This window comes from Stappia sp., from assembly GCF_048268045.1.
GTDB lineage: Bacteria > Pseudomonadota > Alphaproteobacteria > Rhizobiales > Stappiaceae > Stappia.
Window position 1 is genome coordinate 94,013 of the sequence record NZ_JBLWWG010000010.1, and the last position, 18,350, is coordinate 112,362.

The following is an 18,350-nucleotide window of genomic DNA, read 5'->3' on the forward strand; positions in this document are numbered from 1 at the left end:
CGCCGATGCAGGAAGAATGCGGCCCCCCGACGGGAGGGTTGCCGTCGGGGGCCCGCGTTCGATCAATCAACGGCCAGCGCCTTCGCGATGAGCTCCTCGCCACCGGGCACGTTCTCGGAGAAGTTCTTGTAGGAAGTCTCCTTGGCGATCGCGAGCCAGGCGTCATAGTTCTCCGGGCTCATTTCCACGACCTCGACGCCGGCGTCCTTGAACGCCTTGATCATCTTGTCGTCGAGCCCCTTGGCCTCGGCAGCGAAATAGGTCTCCGCCACTTTCCCGGCCGCCATCAGCGCGTCCTGCTGTTCCTTGCTCAGCTTGTCCCAGCTGCGCTTGGACATCAGGATCGGCTCATACATGAACCACAGGGCATTGGCGCCCGGTGCCGTCAGGCAGGTTGTCTGCTCGTAGAGCCGGTAGGACACGAAGGACCCGGACGAGGTGTTGGCGGCGTCGAGAACGCCGGTCTGAAGGCCGGTATAGATCTCCGAGGACGGCATCGAGGCAATCGAGCCACCGGCACCGACCAGCATCTGCTCGAAAGCCGGACCCGCAGCGCGCGTCACCTGTCCCTTCATGCTCTCAGGCGAGGTGATGCACTGCTTCTTGGAGGCGAAGCCGCCGGCAAGCCAGGCATCGGCAATGACAACCACGCCGGCATCGTTCACAATCTTTTTGATGTCACCCATGAACGGAGAGCTGTTGAGACGGGCGGCGCGGTCGTGGTTGCGCACGAGGCCCGGCATCAGCGTCGCCGAGAATTGCGGATGGCGGCCTGAGGCGTAGTCGAGCGGGAAAGCCGAAATGTCGAGCTGCCCCTTGGTCATGGCACCCCATTGTTCGCGAGCCTTGAACAGCGACTGCCCCGGATAGACCACGATCTCGACACCGACATCGGCCTTGGCGACCTCGCGGGCAAGGATCTGGACCATCTCGTCGCGCACGTCGCCCTTGCCGCCCGGCCACTGGTGCGAGGCCTTGAGCTTCACGTCGGCCGCCTGGGCGGCGGGAATTGCAAGCGCGAGCGCAGTCGTCAGCGCAAGCGCAGTCCTGGTGAATGTCTTCAGCATGTCGTCCTCCCTTCGACACCCGACGATCTCCCACCGCCGGGTTGAAACGTTCGTCCGGCAACGGCGCCTGTGTTTCGCGCTTCTCCCCCGGTCGTTCCTCAAGGCAACCATGCGGCAGGTATCCAAGTCAACGGATTTTGTATACAAGAGAGATCGAGTTGCATATCTTTGCCCCATGGATACCATGACCGCCCCTTCGAAAGCCGCCACGAGAACGGCAAAGGCACTGCGCGAAGCGCTGGAGGACGACATTGCCGTTGGTGTTTACCCGCCCGGCACCCGTCTCGATGAAGTCTCGCTCGCGACCCGCTTCTCGGTCTCGCGCACACCGATCCGCGAAGCACTGATTGAGCTTTCCGCCTCCGGTCTGATCGAGATCCGGCCCCGACGCGGCGCCTTCGTCCGCGAGATCGGCATTCCCGGACTGATCGAGATGTTCGAGGTAATGGCGGAACTCGAGGGCATGTGCGGCCGACTGGCTGCGCGGCGCATGTCGCCAGCCGAAAGCGCGGAACTCGTCGCCGTGCATGAGGCATGCGAGACGGCCGCCGCCTCGGGCGAGCCCAACGCCTATTTCGGCGCCAACGAACGCTTTCATCACACCATCTACCGCTTGAGCGGCAACGGCTTTCTGGCCGAACAGGCACGCGCATTGCAAAACAGGCTGAAGCCCTATCGTCGCCTCCAGCTGCGGGTGCGCAACCGTGTGCACAATTCCTTTTCCGAGCACCAGACCATCGTCGACGCCCTTCTTGCCGGAGACGCCGCCGGTGCGGAAGCGGCCATGCGTGCCCACATCCTTATCCAGGGCGAGCGCTTCAACGACTTCGTGGCCTCTCTCGCCGCAGCCGGCAAGACCGGTATCAATGGTACGGACGGGTCTTGAGCCCGCAAAATCCCCGGCCAAACGAACCGCCGGAAATGCAAAAAGGCGCGGCCACTCCCGGTGACCGCGCCTTTGGCGTCATGCAAAGCAGGTCCAGCGTATCAGGAGGACCCGGCCTTGCTCAGGACAACGACCCGGGTGTGCGTCGGCACGCGCTCGAACAGGTCCATCACATCCTGGTTCCACATGCGGATGCAGCCGGAAGACACGCTGCGGCCGATGCTCGACGGATCCTTGGTACCGTGGATCCGGTAGAGCGTATCCTTGCTCCCCTGCCAAAGATCGAGGGCGCGCGCGCCGAGCGGGTTCTGCGGACCGCGCGGGTAGCCGTCCTTCCAGTATTTCTCAAGGCCAGGATTGCGGGCAATCATCTCCCGCGGAGGGCGCCAGAGCGGCCACACGCGCTTGACGCGGATCTTGGCGTCGCCTGACCATGCGAAACCCGCCTTGCCGACACCGATGCCGTAGCGCAACGCCTTGCCGCCGGGAAGCGTCAGGTACAGGAACTTGGAATAGGGATCGACCACAACGGTTCCCGCCGGCTGACCACCCTTGTAGTCAACGACCTGGCGCCAGTACTTGCGGTCGAACTTCTTGTAGGGGATCGCCGGGATCTTGAAATCATAATCCGTGCGCGCGGCATAAGCGGCCGCGTAGTCGAAATCCTCGCCCGGAAGGGGAGGTTTACTGGACGAGCCGGTGAGCGCCGTCGTCGCGCCGCCTGTCGACTGGCAGGCTGCCAGCAGCATCGGCAAGCCGACCATCAGACTGCGGCGCGTCAGCACCGCACTGCCGGACCCATCCTCGGAATTGGAACCCATGCACATCGCTCCAAGAGAAAAAACGCCTCGCCCAATTGCCCTTCTAGCCGATCCTTTCGACAAGTGCGAGTGCGACGAAACGCCTGACCGCGCCGAGTGCGCATCCAACGCGCGATCTCCCACCGCTGTTGCCGAGATACCGCATCGGCGGCGGAAAACCCCACGTCTTGCGTGCATCCATGAGCCCGCTGGCCGGTTGGGCTTGATTTGTGGCGGGCGATGGCCAAAGGCTGCATCCCTGATCCCTTTACGGCACCCGACACCATGACCTTTCGCCCTGCCGGCAGCACCGCGCGACGTGCAACGCTCAAGTCCGCGGTCGCGGAAACCATCGCGATCCGCATCCTCGATGGGACCTATCCGTCCGCCAGGACGCTGCCGACCGAAGCAGAGCTTCTCGCGGAATTTGGCGTCAGCCGCACCTGCCTGCGCGAGGCGATGCAGACGCTCGTCGGCAAGGGCCTGATCGCTTCCCGTCCGAAGCACGGCACCAGCGTTCGCCCGCAGGTGGACTGGAACTTTCTCGACGGCGACATGCTCACCTGGCGGCGGAAGGTGGTGGCTCAGCACACGTTCCTCGGCGAACTCGTTGCCGTTCGGGATCTTGTCGAGCCGGAAGCAGCCGCGCTCGCCGCGCACCACGCGAGCGCCCGGCAGATCGCGGAAATGCGCGAGGCGCTCGAGGCGATGGGCAGTGCCGACGGTGCGCGCACGCCGGTCACCCTCGACGCCGACGTGCGCTTTCATCGCCTGATCCTTGCAGCAAGCGACAACGCGCTCATTTCCGGCCTTGGCGCCTGCATCGAGAACGCGCTGCGGGCGCTGATCGAGATCACCTCGGACCCGACGATCACCGCGCGGCTGCCGCTTGAGGAGCACGCACGGGTGCTCGAGGCGATCGAAGCGCGCGACGCGGATGCCGCCCGCTCGGCCATGGCTCAACTGATGGGCATGACCCGGGCCATCCTGACGAAGGCCCGCGCCCTCGCCTGACGCCATAAACCGGCGCGGGAATCCCTTGCGCCTGCGACGCACGGCTTGTCTGCCGGCCCGTCCTCTCCTACCAATGCGCGCGGTGGCCGCGTCCCGTCGCGAAGATGGGGCGGCGGCCTTTCGCCTTTCACGACCACGAAACGGACTCCATGGCTCCTCCGCTGCTCCACATCCGCGATATCGCCCTTACCTTCGGCGGCACGCCGCTTCTCACCTCGGCCGAATTGCAGGTCGGCGAAGGTGACCGCATCGGGCTTGTCGGGCGCAACGGCTGCGGCAAGTCAACCTTGCTCAAGATCGCCGCCGGCCTGATCGAGGCCGACGCGGGCGACCGTTTCGTGCAACCGGGACGCACCATCCGCTACCTGCCGCAGGAACCGGACCTCGCCGGTCACGCAAATGTGCTCGACTACGTCACCGAGGGTCTCGCCCCTGGCGACGATCCCTACCGGGCGCAATATCTGCTCGAGGTTCTGGGCCTCACTGGTCAGGAAAACCCGGTGTCTCTCTCCGGCGGCGAGAAGCGCCGCGCCGCGCTTGCGCGCACGCTCGCCCCGGAGCCGGACATCCTGCTTCTCGACGAGCCGACCAATCACCTCGACCTGCCGGCCATCGAATGGCTCGAGGGAGAGCTTTCCTCGATGAAGTCCGCCCTTGTGCTCATCAGCCATGATCGGCGCTTTCTCTCCGACCTGACTCGCGCCACCGTGTGGATAGATCGCGGCGTCGCGCGTCGTCTCGACAAGGGGTTCGCTCATTTCGAGGCCTGGCGGGACGAGGTGTTCGAGCAGGAGGAAAGGGACCAGCAAAAGCTCGCGCAGAAGATCAAGCGCGAAGAGCACTGGATGACCTACGGCGTCACCGCTCGGCGCAAGCGCAACATGCGCCGTGTGCGCGAACTTGCCGACCTGCGTGCCCAGAAGCGGGACCATCGCGGCCCCCAGGGAACGGTCAAGCTGAACATCGGCGAGACGGAGGTGTCCGGGAAGCGCGTCATCGAGGCGACCGGCATCTCGAAGGATTTCGGCGGCGGACCGGTGGTTCGCGATTTCTCAGCACGCATCCTGCGCGGCGACAGGGTCGGGCTTGTCGGCGCCAATGGTGCAGGCAAGACGACGCTGCTGAAAATGCTGACCGGCGAGCTCGCACCCGACACCGGATCGGTGGTCATCGGCACGGGCCTTACCATGGTGACCATGGATCAGGGGCGCGCCTCCCTGAAGGACGACGACACGGTGTCCGAGGTCCTGACCGGATCGGGCGGCGACACGGTGATGCTGCCCGACGGCCCGCGTCACGTCGTCTCCTACATGAAGGACTTTCTGTTCTCTCCCGAGCAGGCGCGCACACCCGTTTCGGCGCTGTCGGGCGGAGAGCGCGGTCGGCTGATGCTGGCGCGCGCCCTTGCCCGAGCCTCGAATCTTCTCGTGCTCGACGAGCCGACCAACGACCTCGATCTTGAGACGCTCGATCTCCTGCAGGAAATGCTGTCCGACTATCCAGGCACCGTGCTTCTGGTCTCGCATGATCGAGACTTCCTCGACCGGGTCGCCTCTTCGGTGATCTTTGCCGAAGGCGACGGCCTGTGGCGGGAATACGCAGGCGGATATACCGACATGCTGGCACAGCGGGGCGCCGGCGTGACCGCGCGAAAGCAGCGCGCGAACGGTGGCGGCTCCGAGGACAAGCGCAAGGACGGCGGCGAGGCCAAGCAGGTGCCGCAGAAAAAGAAGTCCGCGTTGAGCTTTACCCAGCAGCATCAGCTCAAGTCGCTGCCCGGCGAAATCGAGAAGCTCGGCAAGGAGATCGCGAAGATCCAAGCTGAACTTGAGGACCCGGACATGTTCGCCAAGGACCCGAAGCGGTTCGAGAGGCTGATGGCTTCTCTCGCTGCAGCCGAGACACGGCTGACGGAGGCCGAGGACGCCTGGCTCGAGCTGGAAATGCTGGCCGCAGGCGAGGCGGGCTAAAGGCCCGCCCGCCATTGTGCTGCTGTCGTCGGCTAGAAGGCGCCGTCGCTCAGCAGCACCTCGCCGTTCGAAACGAGATGCAGCGGGGCAGACGACCCATCGGCCGTGACGGCCACGACCAGACGCACGCTGTCGCGTTCCGCTCGCTCGATCTCAAGCCCCGCGCCCTCCGGAACGAAGAACGCGTCGATCCCGTAGTCGACGATCAGTGTCCTGACGTCCGCAACGCGGCGCACGACACCACGAAGAGCGATGCGGCCGGCAGGGGCCTCTTCGGACAGGGCGTCGACGGCGCGAAAAACGCCCTGCCCGTCCGGCTCGACCAAGGTCCAGACCGTATCCCCCACCTGAGGCGTCCCGCGGGACTGGCGGTCGGCGGGCAGTTCAACCCGCTCGATTTCGAGATTGATGATCACATAATCGCCGCGCAGCAGGTCACGTGGGTCGACCGGACGCAACGCGAGCGTCACCTCCGTCCCCATGGCGTGAACAAAAAGGCGTTCTCCGAGCGGAAGAGCGATCAATGCGAGCTGCACGAGCGCCGCAATGCTCCAGAGGATCCACGGCGAGAGGCGGCGCTCCTTTCGATCTTTCGCGATCATTGGCTTTCCTCTCCCGTTTCCGCGGCCCGGGGCTTGCGCAGGCGTCGCGATATCACGAATGCCGCGATGACAAGAACTGTGCCCGCGACGAGGAAGAACACCGACTGGTCGAGCAGCGACCCCACGGTCTCGTAGAGCAGTAGCAACAGACAGACGGTGATGGCCAGATTGCCAAAGGCGCTCCAAGCGCGCGAGGAAATGAGCGTGCCGACAACCGTCAGCCCGATGGCGGCGGCAAACGTCGCTGCCCCGTTCAACACCAGAAAATCAGGCATATAGAGAAAGACCCACGGCACCGCCACGGCGAGCGCGACGGCTCCGACGACGGCGAACGCCTGGTTCTCGATTGCCCGGTGCGACAGCAACGCACCGGCGGCAGCGGCCGCTATCGCGAATGCCGCCCAGACCGGCCACGGTATGGCGGGAAGTATCAAGCCGCTCATGTTGAACTCGTCGATGAGCGCGAGAAGCAGCGTCAGGCAGACGACGCCGGCCAGAATCAAAACGCCGAAGGAGGACGCGGAGGCGGCGAAGGCGGACACCTCGCCGATCATTCCTTCACGCCGGCGCGGCAGAAAACCTTGCACTCCGACGCGCCCGGCAAGCGTCAGCAGCGCACCAAGCGCAACCGGCGCCAGAAGGCCGAGCACGACGAATTCCGTATCCTGGGACCAGCTGCTGTCCGTTGCGGTGGCAAGCACGAGCCAGCCGTAGACCGCCAGCCCCTGAAACAGCACTGCCCAGCGGCCGGCAAAGGAGGGATGGCGGACGACATGAAGACCGGTGGCGCCAAGCAGCGCCAGCGCGATGCCGCCGGCCTGAAGCGTCAGATGCGGATGCTCGTCGATCCAGATCAGCCAGCAGGTCGCCGCGATCGAGGCGACGACAAGGCTGCCGCGCGAGGCGCAGGCCCAGGCCGCTGCAAGCGCGCCGAACGCCACAAGCAGCGCCCCGCCCGACCAGTCGGAGGGCAGATGATACATCTGCCCGACGAGCGCCATGCCGCAGACGAAGACGAGTGTCGCAAAAACCGTGAGAAGATCGGCCAGGATCCGCCGGCCGCGCGAGGCGGCGAAGGCCGCCAGCCAATGCGCACCCAGGAGCAACGCGGCAATGCCGACCAGCTTCACCGGACGCGGGATTGCCGGCCAGTTCGAGGCAACGAAGGCGGCAAGCGCGAGCGCCAGACAAATCGTGCCCACGGCCCCCAGAAGCGACGGCAGGCGAGATCCGCCCGTCTGTCGCGTGGCAAGATCAGCGCGGATCTTGCTGGCCGCCTCCGCATCCACCCATCCTTCGTCGACCCAGCGCGCGAGGTCGGTGCTCAGGCGTTTGCTATATGTCGAAATAACGGGCCCCTCCTGCTGTCCATGGCCATTCCATCTGTCGGGAACGCGTCAAAATTGCGGCTGGTGTCGGGTTCACGCAAGCAGATAATGGATGACGGCGGCCAGAAGAGCGCTTGCCGGAACGGTCACCATCCAAGCGGTGACGATGGTCAGAACATGGGCGCGACGCACCAGACGGCGCCGCCGCATATCAGCAGCTTCCCGCCGCCAACGACGCCGAAAACCGACGTTCGCCTCCGGCTCCATCCCGATCACACTGCGCACTCTGGCGCGGTTGGTCGACCATTCGCGGAAGAAGCCAACACCGAACACAGCGCCGACGGCGATATGAGTCGAGGAGACCGGCAGGCCAAGCGCGCTTGCCACAAGCACGACCGATGCGGTGGCAAGCACCACGCAGAAACCTCGAATCGGATTGAGCCGGGTGATGCGCTCGCCGACCATGCGCACCAGCCGGGGGCCGAAAAGCATGATGCCAAACGATATGCCGACGGCAGCAATGGCAAGCACTGGAAGGCCGGAGCCGCCCGGCAACGCCGAAGGCGCGAACTGAAGAGCCGTGAAGATCGCGGCAACCGGACCGACCGCATTGGCGACGTCGTTGGCGCCATGCGCGAAAGACAGGATCGCCGCCGCCGCGATCAGCGGCACGCGGAAGAGCTGACGCAGGGACTGGTTGCGGTTCTCCAACCCCCGTGCGCTTGCCCGAACCAGCGGAACCGATAGCCCGCCGCCGCATAGCGCCGCCAATGCGGCAAGACCGGCGGAGGCAGACGAGGACAGGTCCAGGGTCGCGGGCGGAGCGACAGTCAGGAGATAGAGCACGAATGTTCCCGACATCACGCCGAAAAGCACCGGCAACCAGCACCGCGCGGCACCGATCTTGTCTTCACGCTCCGAAATTCCGGCCTTGATGGCCGCAAGCAGCAAGGCGGCGCAGATGCCGCCGATCACCGGCGTCACCAGCCAGGAAAAGGCGATGGCGACCAGCGTGCCGGTTTCCACCGCGACAGTGCCTGCCGCGCCGATGCCTGCCCCGACGACGCCGCCGACCACCGCGTGGGTGGTGGAGACCGGCGCGCCGATCAGCGTCGCAACGTTGATCCAGACGGCGGCAGCGACGAGCGCGCTCATCATCGCCAGCGCGAAGGCGGGAGGCGAGGAGAAGGCGGAGACATCGAGCAAGCGGGAGGAAATCGTCGCAACCACATTGCTGCCGACCAGAAGCGCGCCAGCGGCCTCGCAGACTGCGGCCAGGAGCAATGCTCCCCCCATCGTCATGGCGCGCGCGCCAACTGCCGGCCCCATGTTGTTGGAGACGTCATTGGCGCCGATATTCAGCGCCATGTAGCCACCGATAGCCAGCGCCAGCGTCAGCATCAGGACATGCGGATGACCGGAAAAGAAGACCGCCCCGGCCGCCGTCGTCGCGACCAGAAACAGAGCCCCCACTCCCAGCGCGATACGTGAGCGCGACAGGAATGCGGTGGCCTCCTCGACATAGGTGAACTTGTCGAGATCCTTGTCTAGGGTGGTTCGGCGGGGTTTGTGAAGGGTCATTGCGAATTCCGGCTGCAGGCAAGTCGGGAGAACGGCCCGCTCCGCTTGCAGGCAAACCGTTGCATCATACCAGCCGTTCGAAGACAGCCTTGTTACGCAGCAACGCGGAAAGCTCAGGCTCCTGGACAAAGTCCGCAGCCTCTTCCGGGCGGAACCAGCGCATCTCGCGCTGTCCCTTCTCCGGCCAGTCATCGGCCTGCCCGCTCACACGCAACGCGAACACCTGCACCCGCACGCGACGGTCCAGGCCGTTGTCGAGGCCCTTGAGATAGAAGAAACTGCCGAGCGCACGCTCGCCAATGACGCCGGTGAACCCTGTCTCTTCCCAGGCCTCCTGTGCGGCGGAGCCAGCAAGCGACAGCTTCTTGTGCGGCCAGCCCTTGGGCAGAACCCAACGCCCTGTATCCCGACTGGTTGCCAGCAGAATCTCAACACCACCATCCAAACGCCGACGCCAGGGCAATGCCGCGACCTGCACGGCGCACGGCTTTCCACCCAGCCACAGCCGTAGCGTCTCCAGCACGCGGTCGAGCCGGAGGGTCAGCTTCGGAAAGGAGGCGTCGGTAAGGGCCACGACATGAGCCCTCCTGCTCATTAAGTCGAAACGGGAGTTGGCGGAATCAATTGCGCCAGCTAAGCTGTGCAATCGATCTTCTAGATAGTTCAATCTAGGTGAATCCGCAAGTGAAAGGCGCACATATTACGCCTCACTCCGCGAACCCTGCGCGTGCCCCACGTTCCGAAAACCGTCAACTCTCAGGGAAATGAACGATTTCGCGGGTTTCACGGAAGCGAATATCAGGATTTTTCTCACCGATGTAGGAAACTTCCCAAGCATTCTTGAAGAGGAATACGGGTCGATCATCGCGATCCTGTGCCAGGCTACCGCGATTCGTCTCGAGAAACTTCTTCAGAACAAGTTCGTCGTCGCACTCGACCCAACGCGCCGTGCTGTAGGGAACAAGGTCAAAACCGATATCGGTGCTGTATTCAGTAGAAAGACGGTCAACCACCACGTCAAGCTGCAGGACGCCGACGACACCGACGATCCAGTTCGAGCCGATCTGCGGCTTGAAGATCTGCACAAGCCCCTCTTCCGCGAGATCCATCAGGCCCTGACGCATCTGCTTGACGCGCATCGTGTCGCTGAGGCGCACGCGCCGCAGGACCTCGGGCGCGAAGGCCGGAAGTCCGGTGACGTGGATCTCCTCGCCCTCGCTGAGCGTATCGCCGACGCGCAACTGACCGTGGTTGGGTACACCAATGACATCGCCGGGATAGGCCGTCTCGGCGAGTTCGCGCTCCTCGGCGAAGAAGAAGATCGGGGCGGAAACCGCGATGGTCTTGCCCGCGCGCACATGCTTCAGCTTCATGCCGCGCTTGAAGGTGCCCGAACACAAGCGCACGAAAGCGATGCGATCGCGGTGCTTGGGGTCCATGTTGGCCTGCACCTTGAACACGAAGCCGGTCACCTTGGGCTCGTCCGGCCGAATGACCCGCAGAGTCGCCGGCTGGGCATGCGGCGCCGGGCCAAAGCCGGCGATGAACTCGATGATCTCCTCGACACCGTAGTCGCGCAGCGCCGACCCGAAGAAGACAGGCGTCATATGGCCCTCGAGAAAGGCCTCGCGGTCAAAGGCCGGATAGGCTTCCGCGCCGAGTTCGACGTTCTCCTCCAGTTCCGCCATCACGTTCTCGAAAACCGTATCGGTGAGGATCGGATCGTCGAGACCTGTGACCTCGCGGACGGTGTCAAAGCGCTGACCGCGCCCCTCGCTGGAGGTGAGGAAGCGCTTGTTGCGCCAGTCGTAGACGCCGAAGAAGTCAGAGCCCATGCCCACCGGCCAGGTCATCGGCGACACGTCAAGGGCAAGCGCTTCCTGGATCTCGTCGAGCGCCTCCAGCGGATGGCGGCCCTCGCGGTCGATCTTGTTGACGAAGGTGATGATCGGGATGTCGCGCAGCCGACAAACCTCGAAGAGCTTGCGTGTCTGCGTCTCGATGCCCTTGGCGGCGTCGATGACCATGATCGCCGCGTCGACGGCCGTCAGCGTGCGATAGGTGTCCTCGGAGAAGTCCTCGTGACCTGGCGTGTCGAGCAGGTTGAAGGTGATGCCGTCGCGCTCGAAGGTCATCACGGAGGATGACACCGAGATGCCGCGCTCCTGCTCGATCTTCATCCAGTCCGAACGTGCGCGGCGGCGTTCGCCTCGCGCGCGCACCTGCCCGGCTGCACGGATGGCGCCGCCCGAAAACAGCAACTTTTCCGTCAGCGTGGTCTTGCCCGCATCCGGATGCGAGATGATGGCGAAGGTTCGCCGGGAAAGATAGGGCGTGTCCGCGCCGCCGGTGGCGGCCGGGCTTTGCGTATCGGTCAGGCTCATGCCGTCTCCTTGGCCGCATCTGGGCCTGGCGTTCTGGAATTCGTGGCGCAGCCCGCCGAGCCGGCAGGGCGCTGCTTCGCGCAGAGATCTAGTGGAAGCGGGGCCAAAACGCCAGAGCGGATGCGGATTGCCGCAGCGCGCCGGCCACGCTATGGCTTGCCGCCCCTGCCCGCCGCCGGAGACAAAAGCCAGATGACGCCGACCGGAAAGACGCTTGCCCCCCTCGCGACAGCGGTCGCCCTGCTCGCGCTCACCGCCGCAATCCTGCTTGCCATGGGTCGCGTGCCGATTTGCACCTGCGGGGAGGTCAAGTTGTGGACGGGAGATGTCACTTCCTCGGACAACTCCCAGCACATCTCGGACTGGTACACCTTCTCCCACATCATCCACGGCATGCTGTTCTACGGCCTCTTCCATCTGGCAACGCCGCGCCTTTCCATGGGATGGCGGGCGGTCGGCTCCATCGTCATCGAAGCCGCTTGGGAAATCCTCGAGAACAGCCCCTGGATCATCGACCGCTACCGCGAGGCGACCATTGCGGTCGGCTACACCGGCGACAGTGTTCTCAACTCCGTGTTCGACGTCATCTGGATGCTGGTCGGGTTCTGGCTGGCGCTGCGCCTGCCTGTGTGGCTGACCGTCGTGCTGGCGCTCGCCATGGAAATTGTCGTCGCCGCGGTCATTCGCGACAATCTCACCCTCAATATCATCATGCTCGTCTGGCCGCTCGACGCGATCCGGGACTGGCAGTCGGCCGCAGGTATCTGAGCAGCACCGGACGCTCAGCCCCGCGCCTCGCCGCGTGTCTTGACACGTCGGAGCGCCCCGGCGACTGTCCGCCCCTCTTCAACAGGCGGATCTGTCTCGATGTCCCTGCTCGTCCCTCTATCCCTTGCCGCGATCTGCGGTGGGGCCGCGACTGCCATCGCCGCTCATGATTTCTTCGAGGGGGAGACGCTGGTTGCCGACATGATCCGCGCCGCGCGCCTCGCGCGCGCGGACCTTGGCGATCTCGACCGCAAGGTGGCGGCGCGCGCGAAGAGCCCGCTCGTCATGACGCTGACAACGATCCCGAGCCGCATCGGCCTTCTCGACATGACGCTGAAGAGCTTGCTCGACCAATCGCTGGCACCGGCCGAAATCCGCCTCAACGTGCCTCATCATTCCCGCCGCGAGGATTGCGCCTACGAGATCCCCTCATGGCTCGAGAAACTCGAAACGGTCAAGATCGTACGCTGCGATGACTCCGGCCCGGCGACAAAGCTCTTTCCGACCCTCCCCTGCGTTGAAGCCGACGCCCCCGTCGTCGTGGTCGACGACGACCGCATCTATCCGCCACGCTTCCTCGAAACGCTCGCGGCGGCGGCCGACGCGGATCCTGACAGCGCCTTCGGCCTGTCGGGCTGGGTGGTACCGGAGGACTTTATCGACCGGCCAACGACGATCCGCAGCAATCTCTACCTGCAACCGCCAGCTCCGGTGCGCGCGCGCCGCCTGCGCAAGCCCTTCGAGATCGACATCCTCCAAGGGTTCTCAGGCTATCTGGTGCGTCCGCGCTTCTTCCCGGAACTTCAGGCGATGCTCGCGCATGAGGGTGCTCCGCGCGAGGCGTTCTTCGTCGACGATGTATGGATTTCGGGCTTCTGCCGCGCCCGCAAGTTCGTGGTTCCGGCGAAGCGCGCCGGCTTCCAGCAGTGGAGCCGGCGGGAACACTACCGCGCGTCGAGCCTCGGCCTCGTCAACAGGGGCGAGGGAACGCCGGAAAGCCGCAACAACACCATCGTCATCCGCCATCTGGCAGATCGCTGGACAGTCGGAGGTCATGCTGCGGCCTCCCGTCGAGCGGGCGCACCTGGGCAACAAGCTCCGGCAGAAGCCGGGCAAGCGCGTCCGTAATCGCGCGTTCGCCGGACAGGAAACGCTTCGCCGCAGGGTCCAGCCCACTCAGCCTGCGCCCAAGCCAGGGAATGCCCGAGACGAATCCCAGCCGGGTGCGAAGATCGAAGGCGACACAATCGCCCGCCATCGAGACGTGATGCGGTGAAGTCAGTCGCGCGAATTCCGCAAGCGGGTGTTCATCGCCGACAGGTGTTTCCAGATAGGCCCCGTCGGCGTCGAGGCCGATGCGCCGCACCTCCACCGCCTGGCCGTAGTAGCTCCGGTTGTTCTGCATGACCCGCATGGGTCCCTCCGCGTCGGCGAAGACATCCCCGGCGCCCCGGCCGAGCCCGTGCGAGCCGTCGGCGAAGATCCCCTTTGCATTGACCGGATCGGCGACAAGACCGCCCGTCGCCGGATCGTCCATATGGTAGACTGCAAGCGTACGTGCGCCATCTGCTCCTTCCGGCTTCTCGCACAGGACAAGGCGCCAGCCGCCGCCCTCCTTGAAGATCACCGCATCCACCGCATTCGTGCTCCCCTTCATCCGGCGCACGCGGCGCCATTTGTCGGGAAACCGCTCGCACCGGTAAAGATCGAGCGCGCCCATGGCGCAGGTCTCCGGCAACATGTGGAGCACGCCACCGACCTCGAACAGGAAGGGATAGGACGCATGTTCGCGGATCGGCAGCACCGGCACCGGCGGGCCCGGCTTCAACGCCTCGTCCAGTTCCATGGCAACCAGACGTCCGCGTTGCTCAAGATACTCGAATTCCTCGACGAAGAGCCATAGCCGCCCATCGATCCGGCGCAGGAACGGGTCCGCGTAATAGCTGAATGCAGGTGCGGAAACAGCCGTTGGCCGGATGTCGCCGGAGCGCATGACGAAAACCTGAAAATGCTCCTTGGGAAGGCGATGCAGGCCGAGCAAACGCCGGCGATAAAAGTCCTGCCAGCGCAGGTTGGCCCGATCTCCCGCCTTGTAGAGCCGATGCCAGAGGCGTTGCAGCGGGTCGGTCCAGGATGGACGGTTCGGGGTGATCTTGTTGCGCGTGCTCGCCCAGCGTATCGGTCGGGGCGAGGAAATGTCGACGTCGTCGCCATTGAGAACCAGATCGCCCGCGGCCTCTGCCCTCAAGAGCAGGATGGTCAGCACCGTCTGGTCGGCGTTGTGGCGGGGCGTCGCCGGGCGGAAGGCAAGCGGATCACCTGCAAGCCGGGCCCAGTCCTCGACAAGCCGTCGCACCGCTGCCCGCTCCAGATCGAACCCCAGCAGCCCGCCGATCCGGATCTGCCGGTCGAGGAACTCCGGCTCCACCCGCAGATAGGTCAGAACCTCCGGCAGGCAGCGCTCGCTCAGGTTCGCCTGCCCCTTCAGCGTGTAGCTGCCATTTTGGGCCAGAACCGACAGTGGCTCGGACAGATCCGCACGAAGGAGCGTCGCGCTGTCGAACCAGAAGAGGTGCCCGCCAAAACGCTCCGCCGCGTCGGCAATGGCCAGAGGCTTCCAGGCATAGGTGCCCGCCGCAACCGCCACATGCGGCGGGTGGTCGGCAAACGGGAAACGAATGACCTCGGCGAAGGGGAAGCGGGCCGCGATCAAGGCGCGGTCTTCATTCGAGAGGCCAAGATCGTAAACGAGGACGCGGGCGCTCTCGCACACACGGCACCGCTTCAGGTTCGTCAGAAGCTGAAAGAGCGTGCGGGCGAAACGCGCGTCCGAGCCGGTCGCTATCGTGCAATTCGTCCCGGCACCGGTCCTGCCTGTGCTTGTCATGTTCCGCGCTACCCGGCCCAATTTCACTTGAGGCCTTTGACCACGCCGGACAAGGCCAAGGCAAGGAAAAGGGGCAAGGCGACGCCAGTCCTGCTAGCCCTGCGTTCCCGCAGCCCGACCGGCGACAAGACCGAGGGCAACGGCCGTGAGCAGACCGTTACCGGACAGATAGCCTGAAGCGTCATTTCCCGAGACCCCGCAAGCGGCCCCGCCGACGGCATAGAGGTTGGGCAGTGCCTCGCCTCCCTGTCCGATGACGCGCGCTGTCTCGTCGACCACGAGACCGCCCTGTGTGTGGAACAACGCCCCCGTCACCCGTACCGCATGGAAGGGCCCCTCGAGCTGCGCGACGCCCTCGAAACTCCGGCCGAATCGGTCGACCGCGCCCTCCGTCTTGGCCCGCGCGACGTCGGCAAAGCTCTCCTTCAGGGCTGCCGCCGGAACGTTCATCCGCTCGGCCAGCTCTTCCGGGCTCGCACCCGACAAGACGATGCCCATGGCCTCGGCCCGCCGGTAGTCCTCGAACTGACGAACGATGCCGGCAATGCGCGCATCGAAGACGGTGAAGGCAAGGCCAGCGGGCTGGCGCAGCACTTCCGCCGCCTGCTCGGAATAGCCTTTCGCCTCGTTGGAAAACCGCTCACCCGCGCTATTCACCTGAAAGCCCCCCTCGGTGACGGTCGCCCAGGAGATCAGGATACCGGCGGGATGCGCCACCGAGCCATGACCCTGATGGCCATTGAGATGCCGGGTCGAAGCGCCCAGCGCCTCGCCCCAGACCAGTGCGTCGCCCTGGTTCCCCTCGTGGCCGAAGTAGAGCGCGCCGGACAGCGAGGAAATGTGTTCAGCGACCAGTGCCTTGTTGCCGCCATAGCCGTTGCAGGCCAGGACGAGGCGAGCGCAACCGACCTCATCCCGTGCTCCGTCGGGACGGGCGAAGGCCAGACCGCGCACGCGGCCGCTTCCATCGGCATAGAGATCGGTCACATGGGCGTCGCACAGCACCTCGATGCCAGCGTTCTCTACCGCCTGTCGCAGCGCGTCGATCAGTTCCTCACCGGACCGCGAAGGCAGCCCGTGCATCCGTCGCGCCGAGTGGCCCGGATAGGTGAAATCCTCGATTACCGAAAAATTCAGCCCGTGCCGGTCGGCGAGCCATTCGATCGCCGGCCCAACGGTTTCGGCCACAAGTGAGACCAGACCTGCATCGGGCTCGCCATGGGCCTTGGCCATGATATCGCGCGCGAAAAGCTCTGGACTGTCCTGGATGCCGGCGGCCTTCTGGAAGCGGGTGCCCGGCGCGGGTATCAGCCCTGCCGACAGCGCCGTGGAGCCACGCGGCAGCGGATCTCGCTCCAGGACCAGTACGTCGGCCCCGGCCTCGTGTGCGGCAAGGGCCGCAACAAGACCCGCCGCACCGGCGCCAACAATGACCACCGGAACCTCGAACTCAAACCCCTTCCCCTCGACCCGGGACACCTGTGACATGCGACCTTCACCCTCTTCAGACAGCTACCTGACGTTTTTCGAAAACAATAATCTGTATTACTTTTAAAACAAGATTTGATTCAGACAGCGCGTCGTGCGCTAATTTCGGTGCGTAGCCGGGGAAGGAGCAAGGCATGGCCAAGCCAGGGCAATCGGGAGCCAGGACGCTTTTCGACAAGGTCTTCGACAGCCACGTGGTCACGGAAGGCGACAGCGGGCAGTGCCTGCTGTGGATCGACCGGCACCTGTTGCATGAAGGTTCGTTTCACGCCTTCAACAAGCTGAAGGAGCGCAGCGCCTCCGTCTTTCGCCCTGACCTCACCTTCGGCATCGAGGATCACTACGTCCCCACACGCACGCATGACCTGACGAAGGTCGACCCGGCGATCCGCGGCATGATCGAACAGTTGCGGGGCAATGCCCGCCATCACGGCCTGCGGCTCTTCGGTCTCGACGACCCAGCGCAAGGCATCGTCCATGTGGTCGGCCCTGAGCAGGGGATCACGCTTCCCGGCCTCACCATCGTCTGCGGCGACAGCCATACCGCCACCCATGGCGCCTTCGGCTCCATCGCCTTCGGGATCGGCGCCTCCGAGGTTGCCCACGTTCTCATGACGCAGACCCTGTGGCAGAAAAAGCCGAAGCGGATGCGCATCACGGTCGACGGCAAGCTTTCGCCAGGCGTTTCGGCCAAGGACATCGCGCTGTCGATCATTGCCCGCATCGGCGCGGACGGTGCCGCCGGCCATGCCATCGAATATGCCGGCGACGCCATCACCGGGCTCTCGATGGAAGGCCGCATGACACTGTGCAACCTCTCGATCGAGGCGGGCGGACGCTGCGGCATGATCGCTCCCGACGCGACCACTATCGACTACCTGCGCGGCCGTCCCTACGCGCCGTCCGGCGCGCTTTTCGAACAGGCGACGGCGCACTGGCTGACGCTTGCGAGCGACACGGATGCCCCCTTCGATCGGGAGGTGAGTCTGGCGGGCAGCGAAATCGCCCCCGTCGTTACCTGGGGCATCAGCCCGGAGGATGCCTCGCCGATCACCGGCACAGTGCCCGACCCCGACCGAATTTCCGATCCTGCCCGCGCGGCGCACGTCCGCGAGGCGCTCGACTACATGGGGCTTACCGCCGGGCAGAAACTTACCGACATTGCCGTCGACCGGGTCTTCATCGGCTCTTGCACAAACAGCCGCATCGAGGATCTGCGGGCGGCGGCGGCCGTGCTGACGGGACACAAGGCGAGGGTGCCAGGCCTGGTCTCCCCAGGATCCGCGCCCGTGAAACGCCAGGCGGAGGAGGAAGGCCTCGACCGCATCTTCCGCGATGCTGGACTGGAATGGGTTGATGCCGGCTGCTCCATGTGCGTGGGCATGAACGGCGACCTCGTACGCCCTGGCGAGCGTTGCGCGTCAACGACCAACCGCAATTTCCGGGGCCGGCAAGGGCCCGGCAGCCGCACCCACCTGATGTCCCCGGCCATGGCGGCGGCGGCCGCCGTCACCGGTCATCTCGCCGACATGCGCCCGCTGGTCGGCGCACGCAAGCTTCCACAGGATTGAGGAG

15 protein-coding genes are annotated in these 18,350 nt (G+C 65.0%); 6 read left to right on the top strand and 9 right to left on the bottom strand.

Annotated elements, in window-relative coordinates; all coding sequences use genetic code 11:
* Window positions 1–62 precede the first annotated feature (62 nt).
* Window positions 63–1,067, bottom strand: a complete 1,005-nt coding sequence (gene dctP, locus ACN0WF_RS16035) for a TRAP transporter substrate-binding protein DctP (RefSeq protein ID WP_417773784.1) — start codon at window positions 1,065–1,067, stop codon at window positions 63–65.
* A 184-nt stretch (window positions 1,068–1,251) separates the two neighbouring features.
* On the opposite strand from dctP, the gene ACN0WF_RS16040 reads away from it, so the two are divergent.
* Window positions 1,252–1,953, top strand: coding sequence for a GntR family transcriptional regulator (locus ACN0WF_RS16040; protein ID WP_417773785.1), 702 nt, complete (start codon window positions 1,252–1,254; stop codon window positions 1,951–1,953).
* Window positions 1,954–2,054: 101 nt separating this feature from the next.
* Here the strand turns inward: ACN0WF_RS16040 and ACN0WF_RS16045 are convergent, their stop codons facing one another.
* The gene (locus tag ACN0WF_RS16045) at window positions 2,055–2,774 is read right to left on the bottom strand and encodes a L,D-transpeptidase (protein ID WP_417773786.1); all 720 of its coding nucleotides are present in this window, start codon (window positions 2,772–2,774) and stop codon (window positions 2,055–2,057) included.
* A gap of 264 nt (window positions 2,775–3,038) precedes the next feature.
* Between ACN0WF_RS16045 and ACN0WF_RS16050 the strand changes: the two genes are divergently transcribed.
* Both ACN0WF_RS16050 and ACN0WF_RS16055 read left to right on the top strand, forming a co-directional pair.
* Window positions 3,039–3,767, top strand: coding sequence for a FadR/GntR family transcriptional regulator (locus ACN0WF_RS16050; RefSeq protein WP_417773787.1), 729 nt, complete (start codon window positions 3,039–3,041; stop codon window positions 3,765–3,767).
* A gap of 149 nt (window positions 3,768–3,916) precedes the next feature.
* On the top strand, window positions 3,917–5,737 hold the full coding sequence (locus ACN0WF_RS16055) for an ABC-F family ATP-binding cassette domain-containing protein (protein ID WP_417773788.1): 1,821 nt from the start codon (window positions 3,917–3,919) through the stop codon (window positions 5,735–5,737).
* Window positions 5,738–5,769: 32 nt separating this feature from the next.
* On the opposite strand, the gene ACN0WF_RS16060 is transcribed toward ACN0WF_RS16055, so the two are convergent.
* The 5 genes from ACN0WF_RS16060 to ACN0WF_RS16080 form a co-directional block, all read right to left on the bottom strand.
* Entirely contained in the window at window positions 5,770–6,339 is a 570-nt protein-coding gene (locus tag ACN0WF_RS16060; RefSeq protein WP_417773789.1) for a GDYXXLXY domain-containing protein, read from the bottom strand.
* Window positions 6,336–7,688: a DUF2157 domain-containing protein gene (locus tag ACN0WF_RS16065; protein ID WP_417773840.1), complete on the bottom strand. Its 1,353-nt coding sequence runs from the start codon at window positions 7,686–7,688 to the stop codon at window positions 6,336–6,338. Before ACN0WF_RS16065 ends, ACN0WF_RS16060 begins: the two co-directional genes overlap by 4 nt.
* Before the next feature lie 72 nt (window positions 7,689–7,760).
* Entirely contained in the window at window positions 7,761–9,248 is a 1,488-nt protein-coding gene (locus tag ACN0WF_RS16070) for an inorganic phosphate transporter (protein WP_417773790.1), read from the bottom strand.
* A gap of 64 nt (window positions 9,249–9,312) precedes the next feature.
* Window positions 9,313–9,822: an NUDIX hydrolase gene (locus tag ACN0WF_RS16075; RefSeq protein ID WP_417773791.1), complete on the bottom strand. Its 510-nt coding sequence runs from the start codon at window positions 9,820–9,822 to the stop codon at window positions 9,313–9,315.
* A 175-nt stretch (window positions 9,823–9,997) separates the two neighbouring features.
* The gene (locus tag ACN0WF_RS16080) at window positions 9,998–11,632 is read right to left on the bottom strand and encodes a peptide chain release factor 3 (RefSeq protein ID WP_417773792.1); all 1,635 of its coding nucleotides are present in this window, start codon (window positions 11,630–11,632) and stop codon (window positions 9,998–10,000) included.
* Between the two features lie 192 nt (window positions 11,633–11,824).
* Here ACN0WF_RS16080 and ACN0WF_RS16085 point away from each other — a divergent pair, with 192 nt between their 5' ends.
* The gene (locus ACN0WF_RS16085) at window positions 11,825–12,400 is read left to right on the top strand and encodes a DUF2585 domain-containing protein (RefSeq protein WP_417773793.1); all 576 of its coding nucleotides are present in this window, start codon (window positions 11,825–11,827) and stop codon (window positions 12,398–12,400) included.
* A gap of 99 nt (window positions 12,401–12,499) precedes the next feature.
* Window positions 12,500–13,528, top strand: a complete 1,029-nt coding sequence (locus ACN0WF_RS16090; protein WP_417773794.1) for a hypothetical protein — start codon at window positions 12,500–12,502, stop codon at window positions 13,526–13,528.
* On the opposite strand, the gene ACN0WF_RS16095 is transcribed toward ACN0WF_RS16090, so the two are convergent.
* A complete protein-coding gene (locus ACN0WF_RS16095) occupies window positions 13,416–15,287 on the bottom strand; it encodes a hypothetical protein (RefSeq protein WP_417773795.1) in 1,872 nt (623 codons plus the stop codon). The genes ACN0WF_RS16090 and ACN0WF_RS16095 overlap by 113 nt on opposite strands.
* 93 nt (window positions 15,288–15,380) lie before the next feature.
* Complete coding sequence (locus tag ACN0WF_RS16100) at window positions 15,381–16,775, bottom strand: FAD-dependent oxidoreductase (protein ID WP_417773796.1); 1,395 nt, start codon at window positions 16,773–16,775, stop codon at window positions 15,381–15,383.
* A 134-nt stretch (window positions 16,776–16,909) separates the two neighbouring features.
* On the opposite strand from ACN0WF_RS16100, the gene leuC reads away from it, so the two are divergent.
* A complete protein-coding gene (gene leuC, locus ACN0WF_RS16105) occupies window positions 16,910–18,346 on the top strand; it encodes a 3-isopropylmalate dehydratase large subunit (RefSeq protein WP_417773797.1) in 1,437 nt (478 codons plus the stop codon).
* Window positions 18,347–18,350 lie beyond the last annotated feature (4 nt).